This is a genomic window from Candidatus Krumholzibacteriia bacterium, assembly GCA_029865265.1.
GTDB lineage: Bacteria > Krumholzibacteriota > Krumholzibacteriia > WVZY01 > JAKEHA01 > JAKEHA01.
In genome coordinates this window covers 1-16847 of sequence record JAOUHG010000005.1, presented here as the reverse complement: position 1 = coordinate 16847, position 16847 = coordinate 1, and the positions used below count along the sequence as shown (strand labels likewise).

The 16847-nt window shown below is 67.0% G+C and carries 15 protein-coding genes; 6 read left to right on the top strand and 9 right to left on the bottom strand.

Annotated elements, in window-relative coordinates:
* The first annotated feature begins 2 nt into the window (after positions 1 to 2).
* From OEX18_03695 to amrA, 4 genes are read left to right on the top strand one after another with little or no spacing between them, the layout of a single operon-like run.
* Positions 3 to 1571, top strand: a complete 1569-nt coding sequence (locus OEX18_03695; protein ID MDH4336364.1) for a GldG family protein — start codon at positions 3 to 5, stop codon at positions 1569 to 1571.
* 2 nt (positions 1572 to 1573) lie between these two features.
* Positions 1574 to 2878: a DUF4340 domain-containing protein gene (locus OEX18_03690; protein MDH4336363.1), complete on the top strand. Its 1305-nt coding sequence runs from the start codon at positions 1574 to 1576 to the stop codon at positions 2876 to 2878.
* 6 nt (positions 2879 to 2884) lie between these two features.
* Positions 2885 to 3736: an AmmeMemoRadiSam system protein B gene (amrB, locus tag OEX18_03685; GenBank protein ID MDH4336362.1), complete on the top strand. Its 852-nt coding sequence runs from the start codon at positions 2885 to 2887 to the stop codon at positions 3734 to 3736.
* Complete coding sequence (gene amrA, locus OEX18_03680; GenBank protein ID MDH4336361.1) at positions 3733 to 4290, top strand: AmmeMemoRadiSam system protein A; 558 nt, start codon at positions 3733 to 3735, stop codon at positions 4288 to 4290. The genes amrB and amrA overlap by 4 nt, the downstream gene beginning before the upstream one ends.
* Here the strand turns inward: amrA and OEX18_03675 are convergent.
* The 3 genes from OEX18_03675 to OEX18_03665 are packed head-to-tail and all read right to left on the bottom strand — an operon-like array spanning position 4287 to position 8947.
* Entirely contained in the window at positions 4287 to 5780 is a 1494-nt protein-coding gene (locus tag OEX18_03675) for a SpoVR family protein (GenBank protein ID MDH4336360.1), read from the bottom strand. The two genes, amrA and OEX18_03675, sit on opposite strands and share 4 nt — an antisense overlap.
* A gap of 2 nt (positions 5781 to 5782) precedes the next feature.
* Complete coding sequence (locus OEX18_03670; GenBank protein MDH4336359.1) at positions 5783 to 6886, bottom strand: DUF444 family protein; 1104 nt, start codon at positions 6884 to 6886, stop codon at positions 5783 to 5785.
* A gap of 6 nt (positions 6887 to 6892) precedes the next feature.
* Positions 6893 to 8947: a serine protein kinase gene (locus OEX18_03665; protein ID MDH4336358.1), complete on the bottom strand. Its 2055-nt coding sequence runs from the start codon at positions 8945 to 8947 to the stop codon at positions 6893 to 6895.
* A 311-nt stretch (positions 8948 to 9258) separates the two neighbouring features.
* On the opposite strand from OEX18_03665, the gene OEX18_03660 reads away from it, so the two are divergent.
* Positions 9259 to 9603, top strand: a complete 345-nt coding sequence (locus OEX18_03660; GenBank protein MDH4336357.1) for a histidine triad nucleotide-binding protein — start codon at positions 9259 to 9261, stop codon at positions 9601 to 9603.
* Between the two features lie 3 nt (positions 9604 to 9606).
* On the opposite strand, the gene OEX18_03655 is transcribed toward OEX18_03660, so the two are convergent.
* Genes OEX18_03655 through nadB form a run of 6 tightly spaced genes read right to left on the bottom strand, consistent with a single transcriptional unit; the run spans position 9607 to position 15766 of the window.
* On the bottom strand, positions 9607 to 9981 hold the full coding sequence (locus OEX18_03655; GenBank protein ID MDH4336356.1) for a hypothetical protein: 375 nt from the start codon (positions 9979 to 9981) through the stop codon (positions 9607 to 9609).
* Positions 9978 to 11111, bottom strand: coding sequence for an N-acetyl-alpha-D-glucosaminyl L-malate synthase BshA (gene bshA, locus OEX18_03650; GenBank protein ID MDH4336355.1), 1134 nt, complete (start codon positions 11109 to 11111; stop codon positions 9978 to 9980). The genes OEX18_03655 and bshA overlap by 4 nt, the downstream gene beginning before the upstream one ends.
* A gap of 3 nt (positions 11112 to 11114) precedes the next feature.
* The gene (gene bshB1 / locus OEX18_03645; GenBank protein ID MDH4336354.1) at positions 11115 to 11825 is read right to left on the bottom strand and encodes a bacillithiol biosynthesis deacetylase BshB1; all 711 of its coding nucleotides are present in this window, start codon (positions 11823 to 11825) and stop codon (positions 11115 to 11117) included.
* A 10-nt stretch (positions 11826 to 11835) separates the two neighbouring features.
* Positions 11836 to 13434 (bottom strand): bacillithiol biosynthesis BshC, encoded by a 1599-nt coding sequence (bshC, locus tag OEX18_03640; GenBank protein ID MDH4336353.1) that lies wholly within the window; start codon positions 13432 to 13434, stop codon positions 11836 to 11838.
* The gene (locus OEX18_03635; protein ID MDH4336352.1) at positions 13431 to 14174 is read right to left on the bottom strand and encodes a class I SAM-dependent methyltransferase; all 744 of its coding nucleotides are present in this window, start codon (positions 14172 to 14174) and stop codon (positions 13431 to 13433) included. The genes bshC and OEX18_03635 overlap by 4 nt, the downstream gene beginning before the upstream one ends.
* On the bottom strand, positions 14171 to 15766 hold the full coding sequence (gene nadB, locus OEX18_03630; GenBank protein ID MDH4336351.1) for an L-aspartate oxidase: 1596 nt from the start codon (positions 15764 to 15766) through the stop codon (positions 14171 to 14173). Before nadB ends, OEX18_03635 begins: the two co-directional genes overlap by 4 nt.
* A gap of 329 nt (positions 15767 to 16095) precedes the next feature.
* On the opposite strand from nadB, the gene OEX18_03625 reads away from it, so the two are divergent.
* The gene (locus tag OEX18_03625) at positions 16096 to 16644 is read left to right on the top strand and encodes a hypothetical protein (GenBank protein ID MDH4336350.1); all 549 of its coding nucleotides are present in this window, start codon (positions 16096 to 16098) and stop codon (positions 16642 to 16644) included.
* The last annotated feature ends 203 nt before the right edge of the window (positions 16645 to 16847 follow it).

Sequence of the window (16847 nt, the reverse complement as noted above, 5' to 3'; positions counted from 1 at the left end):
CCGTGCCCACGCCCTCGCATACCCCGGACCGCACCGCGCTGTGGCGCCTGCTCGCCGGCACCGGCGTGGCCCTGCTCTTCCTGGGGGTGGTTCTTTCCGCCGCCCGCGTGGCGCCCGTGGGCGCGCGCGCTGCCCTGGTCGTGGCGGGTGCGGCCATCATGGTTCTGGCGCTGGTCGCCAACCGCTCCGCGGTGGCCGCGTTCAGCCGGCGGCGGGCCACCCGCCGCGGTGCCGACACCGTTCTCGCAACACTGTTCTTCGTGGCCATTCTGGTGGTCATCCAGGCGACGTCGGTGCGCCGCTCACACCAGTTTGATCTCACCCGCAACCAGCGCAACACGCTGGCACCCCAGTCGGTCGCGCTGCTCGATTCGCTCGATCACGACGTGACCGCAACCGGGTTCTACCGGCAGAGCAGTCTCAATCGGAGCCGCGCCGACGAGTTGCTCTCCCTGTACGCGCGCGCGTCCTCGCGATTTCGCTACGAGTTCATCGACCCGGACCGCAACCCCGATGCGGCGGAACGCGCCGGCGCCACCGTGGACGAGGTGGTCATCGAGTGCAACGGTGTGGTGCGCCGCATACACACACTCACCGAACAGGACGTGACCAACGCGATCCTGCAGGTGACACGCGTGCGCGAGAAGGTGCTGTACTTCGTCAACGGGCATGGTGAGCGCGACGTGGACGGCTCTCCCCGCGAGGGCTATCGCGCCGCCACCCGTGCGCTCACCGGCCAGGGTTACGCGGTCCGCACCCTCTCGCTGCTGACCATGCGCGAGGTGCCCGCGGACTGCGACGTGCTGGTCATCGCCGGCCCCCGCGAGGACTACCTGGCCGACGAGGTGACGGCGATCGACCGCTACCTGCGCGCGGGCGGGTCCGCGCTGTTCATGCTCGACCCCCGCTTCGACTTCACGCGCCTGGCCGGCGCGCTGGACCGCTATCGCCTGCGGGTGCTCGACGCCGTCATCCTGGACGACCTGGTGCTCGACGCGGGTGAGCGCACCTTCGACGCCACCGTCGCCAAGGTCCGCCGCTACGAGAAACACCCCATCACCGAGGGCTTCAACTACGTCACCATGTTCACCCGCGCGCGCCCGGTCTACATTCCCGAGGACACCCTGCGCGCGGGGCTCGACGTGCAGTACCTCGCCATCACCGACGCCGAGGCGTGGGGTGAGACAGACATGAACAGCTTCACGGTTGGCCGCGCCACCCGTGACGGCGTTGACATCGCCGGGCCCATGCCGCTCGCCGCGGTGGCCACCCGGACCCCGGTGCCGGCCGGCTCCGCGCGCACCAGCCGCGTCGTGCTGGTGGGAGATTCCGACTTCGCCAGCAATTCGTTCTACGGTGTGCTCGGCAACGCCGATTTCTTCCAGAACATCGTCGCCTTCCTCTCCGAGGACGAGGATCTCATTCGCATTCGCCCCCGGGCCGCGACCGGAGACACCGTCTACATCTCCGCGGCCCAGGGGCGCATGGTCTTTGCGGTCAGCCTGGTACTGGTGCCGCTCATCACCCTCATCGTCGGCGCCAGCGTGGTCTTTCGCCGCCGCGCCCTGTGACCGTGGCCTCGCGACGCCTGCTGATTCTCTTCGGTGTAGCGCTGCTCGCGGTGGGCGCCTACCTGGCCATCGAGCTTCCCCGGCACCGGGCAGAACTGCGCGAACAGCGTGAGGCCGCGCGCCTGTTTGCGTTCGACCCGGCGGAAGTCGAAGCCATCGAGGTGGCGCGCGAGGATACACGACTCGCCTTCCGCCTCCAGGGCACGCACTGGATCATGACCGCACCGCTCGCCGACGACGCAGAGGTGGGAACGGTGGCCCCCATTGTAACCACGCTTGCGGATGCCGAAGTGGTGCGCGACCTGGGTACGGACAACGCCCGGGACCGCTTCGGGCTCGATCCCCCCGCGGCCACCGTCCGCCTGGCCGGCGCCGGCGGCCGCGCCGTTGCCGCGCTGGAGATCGGCGACTACACCGTGGACCGTTCCGCGGTCTACGCTCTGCGCGGGGACGGCCACCTGCTGCTCGTTCCAACCGCCATCCACCGCGCGCTGACCCTCGCGGTCGAGGACTACCGCAACCGGCGCGTGGTGGTCTTCGACCTCTCCGTGGTCCGCGCCTTCGAGATCGACTCGCGGCTCACCGGCCGCAGCCGGTGGACACGCCGCGGCGCCGGGTCGTGGTTCACCGTGATCGCCGGCGACACGGTGCGCGGGGATTCGGTCGCGGTACCGGCGGTGCTGCGCAGGTTGCGCGGCATGCGCGTGCGAGCCTTCGTGACCGCACCCGACACCACCCGCCCGCTGGTCTCAGTCACCATTGACAAGGACGACGGCTCCACCCAGGCCGTGCGCTTCTTTGACGCAGGCCAGTATGTGTTTCAAGCGCGCGTGTCGGGCAACCCGCGCACGGTTGAGATTGGCGAGGACCCCGGCGACATCGCCGCCCAGTCGGTGGCGACACTGCGTGACCGGCGCTTGCTGCACTTCGACCCCGCCCAGGCACACCGCATCACCTTCACCACGCCGGACACCAGCGCGGTCATGGTGCGCGCCGGCGACGCATGGGCGCTCCCCAACCCCGCGCTGGGAACCATCGACCGCGAACGCGCCGCCGACCTGGTGCGGACACTGCGAGCGTTACGCTACGAGCCTCCGGTGGGTACCACGCCCGCCGACCCGCGTCCGCATCCGCGCTTTTCGCTTGTGATTCAGGACGCCGGTGATACGATACTCGAGGAGTTGTTCTGCGCACCCGGCCCCGCGTCGCGCTGGGCCGCGTACAGTCGCTCGCTGGGCGGCGTGTGCGAAATCGACGGAGCCGCGCTCGACGCGATAGCCGACCGCCTTTCGCGCCTGCGCGATTGAGCGTTCATGCACCCGACATCCTACATCCGCCCTCCCGCCGTGGCGGGCATGTTCTACCCGGCCGATCCCGTGGTGCTCGCCCGCGACGTCGACCGCATGCTCACGGCCGCCACACCACCACCCGGAGCCGCCCCCCCCCACGCGCTTCTCGCCCCCCACGCCGGGTACCGCTACTCCGGTGCCATCGCCGCGCGCGCCTTTGCCTGCATCGACGCCGAGCGGGTGGATACCGTGGTGCTGGTGGGACCCTCGCACGTGGAGGCATTTGACTTCACCTCCGTCTTCGACGGTGACGCGTTTGCGACACCGCTGGGAGAGGTCGCTGTCGACGCCGCGCTGGCCGCCGCGCTGGCCGCCGCAGCACCATCCATCCGGCGCTCGCCACGCGGTCACGCCGCCGGGCGCGGCCGCGGTGAGCACGCGCTCGAGGTCATGCTGCCCTTCCTCCAGCGCCGATGTCCGCGCGCGCGCATCGTCCCCATCACCATGGGTTCGCAATCGCACGCGGCCTGCACAGACCTCGCCGACGCCATCGCGCGCCACGCCGACTTCGCGCGGACCCTGATCGTGGCCAGCTCCGACCTGTCGCACTTCCACCCCTACGACGAGGCGGTTCTCCTGGACACGGAGTTCTGTGCACGCGTGGCGGCCATGGATGGCGAGGCGCTGCTGACGGGCCTGGCCCGGGGACGCTGCGAAGCCTGCGGCGGCGGACCCACCGCCGCGGTGATGCTTGCGCTGGCGCGCGTGCACCGCGGCACCGCGCGCGTGCTCGCGCGCATCAATTCGGGTGACGTGACGGGTGAGCGCGAGAGCGTTGTGGGCTACGCCGCGGCCGTCTTCGGGGAAGCGGCGTGAACACGCCCGGCGACCAGCGCGTCCTCACCGGCCTGGCCCGCGCCAGCATCGCCGAAGCGCTCAGGCTGGCCGTGCCCGTACCGCCCGACTCGCCCATCCTCGACGAACGCCTCGGCGCCTTCGTCACGCTCACGCTGCGCGGCAATCTTCGCGGATGTATCGGCCAGACCCAGTCCCGCGAGCGGTTGCGCGCGCTGCTGCCGGCCATGGCACGGGCCGCCGCCTTCGAGGACCCCCGCTTCCCGCCCCTCGCCACCGCCGAGTTCCCGATCGTGCGCATCGAAGTCTCCCTGCTCTCGCGGCCCGTGCGAGTGGCATCCCCCGATGACGTGGTGGTGGGAACCCACGGCGTCATCGTCAGCGCGCGCGGACGCCGCGGCCTCCTGCTGCCCCAGGTGGCGATCGAGTGGAACTGGTCGCGGGAGGAACTGCTGGAGAATGTCTGCGCCAAGGCAGCGCTGGACCGTGATGCGTGGCGCCACCCCGGAACGCGCCTGGAGACGTTTACCGCGCAGGTGTACGCCGAAGAAGAAGAAGAAGAAGAAGAAGACTAGGCCGCGTTGGAGGCCTCGAAGGGGCGCTCGCGGTGCGTGCCGCCGTCGTAGGAGAGCAGCACCGCGCTCTCACCCACCATCGTCTGCACGTGCACCGGCCGCGTCCAGATCTTGAACAGCGCCTCCATGGTGGCCTGGGCGTAATCGAGGCGCAGCTCGACGCCGTCGAAGCGGTGCTTGAGGTAGAGTTCGCCACGGTTCTCGTGGTTGGCGTCGACCACCGTGATATAGGGCTGCCCCATGTTGGTGAGCTGGAACAGGAGCTTCTCCTTTACCGCGCGGAACTCGCGGTCCGCGATCTCGTAGCGGCCGTTGCGCTCGTTGAGCGAGTAGGTGAACAGGCGGTTCTCCCGGCAGAATTCCTCGGTGAGGAACTCGTCCACGAAGGTCATGTCGTTGTAGATGGCCCGCACCTGGAAGATCTTCTCGCGCCCAGCTCCCGTGCCCCGGTTCCAGGCGGCACGCGCGGCGGCGTCGTCGCACTCCTCGTAGTCCTTGCCGAAACGCCCCGTGTTCCAGCGACGCTCGATGTCGCAGTAGAGTTCGTAGCCCAGCTTGTAGGGGTTCAACTGTCCGGGCTGCACGGCGAGGGTGGACGAGTGGTGGTCGGCGAAGTCCACGATCTCGCTGGGCTCCAGCGCCTTCTGGGTCATGATCTTCTCGTGCCAGTAGGACGCCCAGCCCTCGTTCATGATCTTGGTCTGTGCCTGGGGCGCAAAATAGTAGCTTTCCTCGCGCAGCATGGAGAGAATGTCGCGCTTCCAGTTGGGCAGCGGCGCGTATTCGATGAGAAAGCGCAGCACGTCCTTGACCGGCTGTGCCGGGAAGGTGCTCACCGCGTCCCGCTCGCTCTGCTCACGCCGCCGCGCCTCCAGGTACTCCGGCGGGTTGATGAACGGCTCCATGTAGCCCTTGCTGCGCAGTCGCGCCACGTCGCGCGGCGCGCTCTCCGCGGTGGGCGCCAGCTCCCGTGCACGGCCGGAACTGTCGAACAGCGCCCCGGGGTCGATCAGGTTCTCGATGGACGAGCACACGTCGATGAAGTCCTCCACCACATCGTGCCCGTACTGGGACATGTAGTCGTGGATGCGGTTGCCGTGGTTGGCCAGTTCGTCCATCATGCGCCGGTTGGTGTTCTTGAAGTACGCGTTGTTCTTGAAGAAGTCGCAGTGCGCGAACACATGTGCGATGACCAGCTTCTGATCCACCATCTGGTTGGAGTCGAGCAGGTAGGCGTAGCACGGGTTGTTGTTGATCACCATCTCATAGATCTTGTGCAGACCGTAGCCGTAGCTCTTCTGCATGTACTCGTACTGCATGCCGAAGCGCCAGTGCGGGTAGCGGGTGGGAAATCCGCCGTACGAGGCGACCATGTTGATCTCCTCGTAGTCCATCATTTCGAAGATCACCGGGAAGAAATCGAGGCCGTAGCCGCGCGCGTACCCCTCGATCTCGTGGATCATGTCACCCAGTACGGCCCGGTCGATCATGCTCAGCGCCCCTTTCCCAGGAACTTCTTGATCGAGTCGTAGATCTCATCCTTGCTGGCGATTTCGGTCAGCACGACGTTGTCGATCTCCTTGAAGGTAGCGCTCAAATCGTTGATGAAGGCCCCGCTGCCATACGGGCTCGCCACCTGTCCGTAGCAGAACAGGTTGACCGCGGGCAGCACGCGCTCGCCCAGGATCTTCACGCACAGCTGCGTGTCCCCGCCCCCCCAGTTGTCGCCGTCCGAGAAGTGGAACACGTAGACGTTCCACTCGCTGGGCGGGCATTGCTCGTCGATCAGGTCGGCCACCAGCTGGTAGGCCGACGATATGCGCGTGCCACCACTCTCGCGGGTATGAAAGAAGGTCTGTTCATCCACCTCGCGTGCCTCGGCATCGTGCACCACGAAGCGGGTCACGACTCCCTTGTACTGGCGGCGCAGCCAGGTGTTGATCCAGAACGACTCGTTACGAACGATGTCCTTCTGCTCGTCACCCATCGAACCGGACACATCCATCACGTAGATCACGGCCGCGTTGGTCTCCGGCGCGCGGATGATGCGTCGCGCCCGGTAGCGCTTGTCGTCCTTGATGGGAACGATGACGGGGTTGTTGAAATTGTAGGCACCCGAGGCGATCTGTCGCTTGAGCGCCTCGCGAAAGGTACGCCGGAAATGGCGCAGCGATTCGGGACCGCTGCGGTGGATGCCGCTGAAGCGGCCGTGCTCGGCCTCGATGACGTCGCGGGCGCGTGGCTGGATATTGGGCAGCTCCAACTCCTCCGCCATGATCTGCGCCAGCTCGTCCAGGGTGACGTCCACTTCCAGGATGTGCTCGCCGGCGCCGTCGCCGGCCGCGCCCTGCCCGTCGCCGTCGGCCTGGCCGATGGGGGTGCCGGGTTCACCCTCGCCCTGCCCGACGCCACCGAACTTGCGCGTCTCGTGGCGGAAGTTGGGGATCTCGATCTGGCGGATGGGGATGGACACGTAGTCCTTCCCCTGACGGCCCACCAGCTCACCGCTCGTCATGTACTTGCGGAGCTCCTTCTTGACGATGCCCCGCACCACCTGGCGGAATCGGTTGAGATCGCGATCGATGCGCTGGACCATGCGCCCCTACCCCGACCGTTTCACGTCTCCGCGGGCAAAGATGCTCGCCACGAAGTTGAGCACGTCCGTCGCGCAGATGTCGCAATAGTGCATGTTGCGGATCAGGCGCTGCTTCACGATGTCGATCTTGGCCTGCGTCTCCTTGTCCACCACGCTGGATACCAGGTTGGTGAGCTTGATGGAGTCCTTCTGGTCCTCGAACAGCTTGAGCTCCAGCGCCTTCTGCAGGCGGGCGTTGGTCTTGTAGTCGAAGGTTTTTCCGTCGATGGCCAGCGCGCCGATGTAGTTCATAATCTCGCGCCGGAAATCGTCCTTGCGGTTCTCGGGGATCCCGATCTTCTCCTCGATGGCGCGCATCAGCCGCTCGTCCGGCTCTTCGTCCTCGCCCGTGTACTTGTTCTTGACCCGTTCCTTCTGCGTGTACGCCTTGATGTTGTCCACGTAGTTGGCGCACAGCTTGGTGATGGCCTCCTCGTCGGCCGAGATGGCGCGTTGGACCTCGTTCTTGACGATGTCCTCGTACTCCTCCTTCACCTGCGCCAGCAGGTCGCGGTAGCGCTTGCGCAATTCCTCGGAGTTGATCAGCGAGTGGTGCTGCAGCCCCGACTCCAGTTCGTTGAGAACCATGAAGGGGTTGATGCAGCGGTCTGCCTCGTCGCTGACCAGCGCGTTGGAGATCTTGTCCTGGATATAGCGCGGCGAAATGCCGTCCAGTCCCTCGCGCACCGTCTCCTTGTGCAGTTCCTTCACGTTCTCCTCGGTAAAGCCCGGCAGCGACTGGCCATTGTACAGGCGCAGCTTCTGGATCATGTTGATCGAGGCCTTCTTGGGCTCCTCCAGGCGGGTCAGCACGGCCCACATGGCCGCCATCTCCAGCGTGTGCGGCGCGATATGGGTGTGGCGGATGCGCGACGGGTTGAAATCGCGCTCGTAGATGCGCACCTCGTCCTTGAGACGGGTGATGTAGGGTACATCGATCTTCACCGTGCGATCGCGCAGCGCCTCCATGAACTCGTTGCTCTGCAGCTTGCGATACTCCGGCTCGTTGGTGTGTCCGATGATCACCTCGTCGATGTCGGTCTGCGAGAATTTCTTGGGCTTGATCTTGTGCTCCTGCGACGCCCCCAGCAGGTCGTACAGGAAGGCCACATCCAGCTTGAGCACCTCGATGAACTCGATGATGCCCCGGTTGGCCACGTTGAACTCTCCGTCGAAATTGAACGCGCGCGGGTCGGAGTCCGAGCCGTACTCGGCGATCTTGCGGTAGTTGATGTCGCCGGTCAACTCGGTGGAATCCTGGTTCTTCTCGTCCTTGGGCTGGAAGGTACCGATGCCGATACGATCCTTTTCACACAGCACCAGGCGGCGCACCTCCACGTGCCGCACCACCTTGGTCCAGTCGCCGTCGTAGCGCCGCATGAGTTCGTTGAACTGGAATCGGCACGCCGGGCACAGCTCGCCCTGCACCGCCACCCGGAAGGAACCGTCGGGCAGCTGTTCGTTTATCTGCCCCAGAACCTCTTCGCGCAACGCATCCGGGATGAGGTGCAGGGGCTCCTCGTGCATGGGGCAGTCGATGTAGCGCTCGCCTTCCGCGGTCTCGTCGCGCCACCCGAAGGTGTACAGCGCGCCCTCGGGCGTGCGGGAGTAGTTCTCGATCCCCTTCTTGAGCAGGCGCACCATGGTGCTCTTGGCGCTGCCCACTGGCCCGTGCAGCAGCAGGATGCGCTTCTCCGTGCCGTAGCCCTGCGCCGCCGACTTGAAGATGTTGACCATCTTCATCAGCGACTGCTCGAGCCCGTAGATGGCGTCGGCGCCCTGGTTCTCGACATCGTCGAAGAACTTGTAGCGCAGTGTCTTGCGCTTGTGCTCGGTGTACTCCTCCACACCGTGCGACACGATCATGTCGTACATGCGCTGGAACGCCGTGCGCGTGACGCGCGGGCTACTCATGACCAGCTCGAGATAGTCGTCGAAGGTCCCCGTCCAGTTCAGCTGCTGAAACTCTTCGACGTTCTGCCGGGACCGAATGAGGGTAATGATGTCGTTGGCGGCGCCCATGAATCCTCCTGCTCGCGTTCAGGGGGCGTTAACTAACTTGTAATCACAATATAGGTCGGGCATCCACCCCGCGCCAGCCACATCACCCCGGGCCGCGACCCGCCGATATCCCGTTGCCCAAAAGGCAAGAAGCGTACCAATGCGTTCCCGTCGCACCGCATCGTGCCCCGGACGGCTTCCGCGGCTCCCGCGATTCCACCCCGCGGCTGGAAGCTCCTTGCGGGACACGCTATAATGCCGGGACGATGCCGACCCGGCGCTTTCCCGGGCCGGCACAGACAAACCGTCCTGAAGGAGAGACAGGTCGATACATGACCGAGTGTATTTTCTGCCGCATCGTGGCGGGTGAGATTCCTGCCACCCGTGTCCAGGAGGACGCGGACACGCTCGCATTCCGTGACGTCAACCCTGCGGCGCCAGTCCACCTGCTCGTCGTTCCAAAACGCCACATCGCATCGCTGGAAGCGGCCGGTGATGACGATGGCGGGATACTGGGGATGCTGCTCCTGAGCGCGCGGCGCGCGGCCCGGGCGGAGGGACTCTCAGAAGGCGGGTACCGGGTGGTCGTGAACGTGGGGCCGGATGCCGGGCAGGCGGTGTTCCACATCCACCTGCACGTGCTGGGGGGACGGCCGCTGGACTGGCCGCCGGGCTAGCGGCTATCCCGTCTCGAAGTAGCGGTCGACGAGATCCGACGCGAGGCTGCCCACCTCGTCGAACGCCTCGCGCGAATCATCATCCTGGCGGGAGAGGAAGCCTTCGTCGATCAGCTGAAACACGATCTCGCCCACGTCGGAACCGGTGCGGACACCCCACTTCTCCAGCACGGTGAATGCGAGCATGCCGTATCGATCGCACGCCGCGCGGCGCAGCCCCTCCACCAGTTCCGCCGCGGAGACGTGGCGCCAGACACCCAGCGAACGCACGGTGTAGTCCACCGCCTCCATCACGAAGGCATAGGCATCCGGCTTGTAACGCGCATCGCCCTCCCGGATGCGGTCCACCGCCAGCCAGAACTCCGCCCGCTGACTCATCCCCCGTTCACCAGCCGGTGGTAGCTCTCGACGTAACGGCCCACGATCTTCTCCCGGTTGAACTGGGTCACGGCGCGCTCGCGCGCCGCGCTGCCAATCGCCCGCCGCAGTGTCTCGTCGCGGAACAGGCCCAGCACGATGGCGGTCATGCAAGCGACGTCGGTGGGCTCACAGAGAAATCCGGTTTCCTCGTTCACGATAACCTCGGGCAGCCCGCCGATGCGGGAGCCCACCACCGGCACCCCACAACTCATCGCCTCCAGCGCGGACAGGCCAAAACTCTCGTGCTGGCTGGGGAGCATGAAGACGTCCGCGGCGGGCAGCACATCGGCGATGTACTCCTGGTCGCCGAGGAAGTCCACCGCTCCATCCAGGCCCATCTCCACCGCCAGCCGTTCGGTCGACTCGCGTTCCGGGCCGTCCCCCACCAGCACCAGCCGGGTCGGCTCGTACTTCCGCACCTCATCCAGCACCTTCAAGATAACCGGCAAGTTCTTAACTTTACGGAAGTTGGAAACATGCATCAGGACCCTCTCGCCGTGCGGTGATAGCCGCTTGCGCGTACAAGGGTCGTCCTGGGGGCGGAACTGTTCGGTGTCCACGAAGTTGTGGATCACCTCGATGGGCCGCTCGGTCTTGAACTCGCGGATGGTTTCCCGGCGCAGGAACTCGGAGACGGCGGTGACCGCGTCGCTCTGGTCGATGCTGAAACGGGTGATCTCGTAGTACGACGGCATGAGCCCCACCAGGGTGATGTCGGTACCGTGCAGCGTGGTCATGGTGGGCAGGCGCTTCGGCTTGAGCATCTCGCGGGCAAGAAACGCCGACGTGGCGTGCGGGATGGCGTAGTGAACGTGGACGAGGTCGAGGTCGTACTGGTCGGCCACCTCGCGGATCTTCACCGACAGGCTCAGCGAGTACGGCGTGTACTGCTGAAACAGCGGGTAGTCCCCCGTGACCACCTTGTGCAGGTACACCCGCTCGTCGTACCCGGACAGGCGGGTGGGATGCCCGCTGGTGATGAAGTGGACCTCGTTGCCCAGCGCGGCCAGCGACTTGCCCAGTTCGGTGGCCACCACCCCGCTTCCACCCAGCGTCGGGTAACACACGATTCCGATCTTGAAGGGCACGCCTCAGGGCTCCCGTCTCACCAGCAGCTCGAGATCATCGAGTGCTACGGGCGCGAGCAGTTCGAAGGCCTCGCCGTGGGTGACGCCGATGGTGCGCCCTGCCAGGCGGTCGCGCGCGTCGACCACGCCGAGGAAACGCGGATCGGTGAGGGGGGTCGGCAACGAGCCGGAGGCCGCCGTCACCTGGCTCGCGTGCGCGCGGATCGCGGACATCTTGGTTTCGTAGTACGCGGTCACGTCCACCACCGCATCCGGGCGCACCTCGCGCCGTCCCGGATACACCAGCGCGCGGGCCACCTTCCAGCGCACCTGCTTTCCGCCGGCGCCGTCGGTGGCATAACCGTTCACGTTGGCCAGGAAGATGGCGTGCCGCGCGAGCAGCGCGCCCGCCGCGTGGTCGGGGTGGGGATCGTCGGCGTGCGGCACCAGGACCACATCGGGACGGTGCGCGCGCAGGATACCCACCAGCGAACGGATCTGGGCAGCATCCGCGCTGTGCACACCCGTGTCCGGCAGCCCCGCGTTGACGCGCGACGCCCCCAGGATACGCGCCGCGTCGGCGGCCTCGGCCGCGCGCTGTTCGACGGTACCGTTGCTGGACGACTCGCCGCGGGTCAGATCCACGATCAGCACGTCGTGACCGCGCGCCGCACAGAGCGCCACGGTTCCGCCGCATCCGATCTCGACGTCGTCCGGGTGTATGCCGATGGCCATGACTCGCATATCAGATGGAATATACACGAAGCCCGACCCGGCCGTCTAACGCCGCCGTCACGGAATCGCCGGCGATGCCGCGCAGCCCATTCCAGGCGGCCGGGCCGTGGAAGCTGTAGGGCGCCGTCATGGAGAGGTAGCGTTCCTGCGGTACGCCGCCACGCACGAACAGCTCGGGCAGGTGCGACAGAAATGGAAAACGCGCTGCCGCGCTGTGCGTGTCCTGCTCCACCGCCATGTCCACCGATTGGCGCAGTCGCTGCGTAAGATCCCCGAACCGCTTGCGCAGCTTGTCCAGCGCGCGCGCGTCCAGCCGCCCGGCCGCGGCCGACGCAAAGCGCTCCGCCAGTTCCGCAAACGCCACCTCCGCCTGGCGGGCGGACGCGGCGAATGCGTCGTCGCGCAGACTCGCCCGCGCCGCATCGGCGGCCGCGGCGGGATCCAGGGCCAGGGTTGCAGCGTCGATGCCCGCCGCCCGCGCCAGGTCGGCGACCGGCGGCGGCACGAACGTCGCCATCATGCGTGGAAACACAACCGGGCACGAAACTCCCAGCGCGTCGTACACACCCGCAATCTGTGCGCGGTAGGCGATCTCCGCCGGACCCAGCACCACCGCGACGGGATGGAATACCGAATCCTGCACGAGATTGCGCGCGATCACGCCCGGCGACACCGCGGTGGGGTCGGCCTGGAAGCGTGTGCGCGCCGCCGCCCGCTGATCGGCGGGGATTCTGCGGCGCACCCCGTCGGCGACCAGGAACAACCCGGAGGAGTCGCCGGGATCCAGCTGGGCGTGGTATCCGGCGGATGCCAGCGTCGCCCCCGCCGAGCGGACCCGCTCGCGCAGCGCGTCCTCGCCGTCGAAGTACCCGAGCAGGAGATCGCGCGCGCTCTCGCGCAGCACCGGTTCCCGCCCGTCGATCAGCGCCACGTCACCGCCGCACAGGTGCATGATGCAGCGTGCGGCCGCGTCGCCGAAGTCGCGGGCACCCGCCAGCAGGGCGGCGATGTCCTCCCCACCCGCCGTCGCCGGCGGCAGGTACGGCGCCACCGCACCCCACACCTCACGGGCCGCGGCCGCATCGATATCGCCGATGCGCCTTCCCGGCACCGTTACCCCGGCGGCCAGCGAGGCGGAAACCAGCGAGATGTCGCCGCTGACCACCACCACGTCGCGAACCTCGGCAAAGTCATCGTCGTCGGCACCCAGCCAGAAGACGGGTACGCAGGGAACACCCTGCCTGGCCTCCACCTCACGCGCAAGCGCGCACGTGGTCGCAATCTTGTGCAGGCTCATCAGCGGCCCCCCGGCGACACCGGGCTGCTGTCCGCTGATGACCGCGCGTACCGACCCATCGCCGAGCCCGCGCAGACGTTCCAGAATCCCGCTGGAGGCACCCAGCGAGCGGTTGCTCTCCACCATGCGCTCCACCACGCGCGGGTCGACGCGTGCCGTGCGCGCCGTGGCCGCCGCCCAGCCGGCGCCGTCGGCACGAAACTCTCCGAGCAGGGCATGCACGGCTGTCCCCCGTCCCAGCGCGTAGTCGCGGTACAACCTGCTCCCGCCGGGAACGCATTCCAGTGGAATCATCTCGCGTACGGGCGTCACGAAGGTCCTTCTCTTTCTGCGAGCAGGATGATGCGTGCCGATGCGGCCGCCACGAACGGTCCCGCGTCATAGTCCCCGAAACGTTCCACGACCCGCAACCCCGCCGACGCGAGCAGTGCCTCCAATTCCGCGGGCGCGTACAGGCGCACCTGCTCCCGGTAGGAGACCTCCTCACCGTCCGGCCGCAGGACGCGCACGTGCTTGCACAGGTGGCGCCCGGAGGCGTCCCGTTCGCGCCGCTCCTCGATCTGAACGTCGCCTTCGTGGCGGCGCGTTGTCTCCGCGCCCACCCTCCCCACCGTGGTGGCGTTGATGAAGTCGATCAGGAAACGCCCGCCGGGCCGCAGCACGCGGGCAACTTCCGCCACTGCGCGCGCGTCGTCGGCTTCGTCTTCGAAGTAACCGAAACTGGTGAACATGTTGATGGCCCCACCCAGTGCCCCACTGCGAAACGGCAGGCGTCGCATGTCGCCGAGTACCATGCGGCCCGAGAGTACGCGGCGTTCCACCGCCTCGACCAGCAGGAACTCGGAGAGGTCCAGCCCCAGCGTCTCCAGCCCCGCCGCGGCGAACGCGGCCGTGTGCCGGCCCGCGCCGCAGGCCACGTCGAGCACCGGCATCGCCTGCCGAAAGCAGCCCGCGTACGCCGCCGCGGCCCGCGCCGCCTCGGCATCGTCGCGGTGCGCGTAGACCAGCGGGTACACCTCGCCGAACGCCACCCGGTACCACTCCACGCTCATTGCGCATCCTCCCCGGCGCACAGCACGGTGTCACGGCGAAAGTGCACGTCGTCGCGGGCCGGGTGGCTCTCCGTATAGTGCAGCCCCCGGCTCTCGAGCCGGCGGATCGCCGATTCGATCACCAGGCGCCCCACCAGCACGATGTTACGCAGCTCGAGCAGGTCCTGGGTGACGCGGCTGCGCCAGTACTGCGCTTCGACCGTCTCGAACAACTCCTGCATGCGGCGGCGCGCGATCTCCAGGCGCGCATCACTGCGCACGATCCCCACGTAGTCCCACATCACCCGCCGCGCGTGGTCCCAGTCGTGCTCGAGAACCATGGCGTCCGGGGCACCGATTCCCCCCGGTTCCACCCAGGGCTTCGGCACCGGAAGTGGCCGCGCGGGGTCGAAACCATGCAGTGCCCCATCGTACGCCCGGCGCGCGTACACCAGCGCCTCGAGCAGCGAATTGCTGGCCAGGCGGTTGGCGCCGTGCAACCCGGTGTGGCTCACCTCGCCGACCGCGAACAGGCCGGCCACGGAGCTGCGTCCCTCCAGATCGACATCGACACCACCGCAGAAGTAGTGCGTGGCGGGGACGACCGGGATCGGCTCAACGCGCGGATCGATGCCGTACTCCAGACACCTCGCCAGGATACTGGGGAAGCGCCGCTCAATGAACCCCGGCGAGAGGTGGCGGATGTCGAGGTACACGCACGCGGCGCCGCTGTGCTTCATCTCCGCGTCGATGGCGCGCGCAACGATGTCGCGCGGCGCCAGTTCCCCGCGCGGATCGTAGGCTTCCATGAAGCGCTCGCCACCGGCGTGCACCAGGCGGCCACCCTCTCCGCGCAGGGCCTCGCTGAGCAGAAACGACTTCGCCTGCGGGTGGAACAGACAGGTGGGATGGAACTGCACGAACTCGAGATTCGCCACCGTCGCACCCACGCGGTACGCCATGGCAAGCCCGTCGCCGGTGGCGATGTCGGGGTTGGTGGTGTAGAGGTACACCTTTCCCGCACCGCCGGTGGCGAGGATGGTGCGGTGCGCCACAAACGGTTGTACCACCTGGCTGCGCGTATCGAGAACATACGCGCCCCACACCACCGCTTCCGGCGCCGCCCGTTCGAGATGGCGCGAAGCGATGAGATCAACCGCCATGTGATACGGGTAGAGGGTGATGTTCTCGTGGTCGGCGACGGCGTCGAGCAGGCGGGTTTCGATCTCGCGGCCGGTGTGGTCGGCGCTGTGCACGATGCGCTTGCGCGAGTGCCCGCCTTCGAGGCCCAGGGCGAGGCGCCCGGCATCGGTGGTGAACGCCACGCCGATGGTGCGCAGGTCGCTGATCCTCGCCGGTCCCTCGCGCACAACCGCATCCACCACCTCGGGCCGGCACAGGCCGTCCCCAGTCTCCAGGGTATCCGCCACGTGGAGATCGAAGCTGTCATCCGCCCCCGCAACCACCGCCACCCCGCCCTGCGCGTGGTTGGTGTTGGAGTCGGCCAGGTCCTTCTTGGTGACGACGGCCACCCTGCCGTGGCCGGCGAGGTTCAGTGCCAGCGACAGCCCGGCCACGCCGGAGCCGATGATGAGAAAGTCGGTCTGGATCACGTGAATGCGCAGCTCTTAACTCGCGGTTTCACTGTTAGATAGCGGGCCACGCCGGCGGCCGTCCTTCCCAGATGCTAGGCAAGCGGGGCGCGGATTGCAACTGCGAAGCCGCCCGCGGGCAGATTGCAGTGTCCCGGCGCCGGTTCCAGTGGCAGCCCGGCGAGTTCGCCACGCTCGCCCGGCTAACCCCTTGCGGACCTTTACGTTGGTTAATCACACCCGCTCCCGGCGCTGGCACGGTGATTGCGTATGCTGGCCTCGGATTCCCGACACTCCACCATGACGATCCGGTGAGCGGTCGGGCGAACACCATTCAGGAGGTAGGTTTCATGGTGAAGCGAAACATCGCGCTCGCGGCACTTTTTGGCGTCGCGCTGGCATTTGTGGCCTGCGACGACCCGGCCGAGAAGGGGCGTTTCATTGTCGACATCAAGGATTTCAATGGCGGCATGCCCGTCCAGAGCGACGTGCTCTTCAACAACTTCACGGATCCGCCGTACATCCCCGAGGATCTGATTCCGGTGACGTTCTCCGCGCGTCCGTACAACGAATATATCGTTGGCAACACGCACAACCAGATCATCATCGAGAAGTACACCGTCACCTGGACGCGAACCGACGGTGGTTCCGGTACGCTGGCGACGCGCAACGAGTCCTCGCATATCGTCGTGGGTTCGGGCGGCGACACCGAGGCGGCCATTCGTCTCACCACGTGGGCGGACAAGACGGGTCCCGTCCTCTCTCCCCTCGCCGGAACGTCCAACAGCATCAGCATGCAGGCGAACATCCGCTTCACCGGCCGCGAAATGGGCACCGAAAAGGAAATCGAAGCGGTTGCCACCGTCAGCGTGAACTTCGCCGACGCCGTCAACGAGTAGCCGACGCTCGGCCTACCTCCACGCGTACCGTGGTACGCGAAGTGAGCGCCGCAGACCCAGGTCTGCGGCGCTTTTCTTTGGTTGTGGCCATGAAAATGTCCCTGGCACGGGGTGTGCCTGTGCGGGGACATGGGACCGGGATCGGCGGGATGGGTTCCTCCCCATTGCCCCAACCCCAACTGCACATACTTCAACACCTTGAC

Coding starts and splice junctions, on each gene's coding strand:
- OEX18_03675 (MDH4336360.1), bottom strand. CDS start 5,780: ATGATCGACCGGGCCGTACTGGGTGACATGATCCACGAGATCGAGGGG.
- OEX18_03660 (MDH4336357.1), top strand. CDS start 9,259: ATGACCGAGTGTATTTTCTGCCGCATCGTGGCGGGTGAGATTCCTGCC.
- OEX18_03655 (MDH4336356.1), bottom strand. CDS start 9,981: ATGAGTCAGCGGGCGGAGTTCTGGCTGGCGGTGGACCGCATCCGGGAG.
- OEX18_03635 (MDH4336352.1), bottom strand. CDS start 14,174: ATGAGCGTGGAGTGGTACCGGGTGGCGTTCGGCGAGGTGTACCCGCTG.
- bshB1 (MDH4336354.1), bottom strand. CDS start 11,825: ATGGCCATCGGCATACACCCGGACGACGTCGAGATCGGATGCGGCGGA.
- OEX18_03625 (MDH4336350.1), top strand. CDS start 16,096: ATGGTGAAGCGAAACATCGCGCTCGCGGCACTTTTTGGCGTCGCGCTG.
- amrB (MDH4336362.1), top strand. CDS start 2,885: ATGCACCCGACATCCTACATCCGCCCTCCCGCCGTGGCGGGCATGTTC.
- OEX18_03665 (MDH4336358.1), bottom strand. CDS start 8,947: ATGGGCGCCGCCAACGACATCATTACCCTCATTCGGTCCCGGCAGAAC.
- OEX18_03670 (MDH4336359.1), bottom strand. CDS start 6,886: ATGGTCCAGCGCATCGATCGCGATCTCAACCGATTCCGCCAGGTGGTG.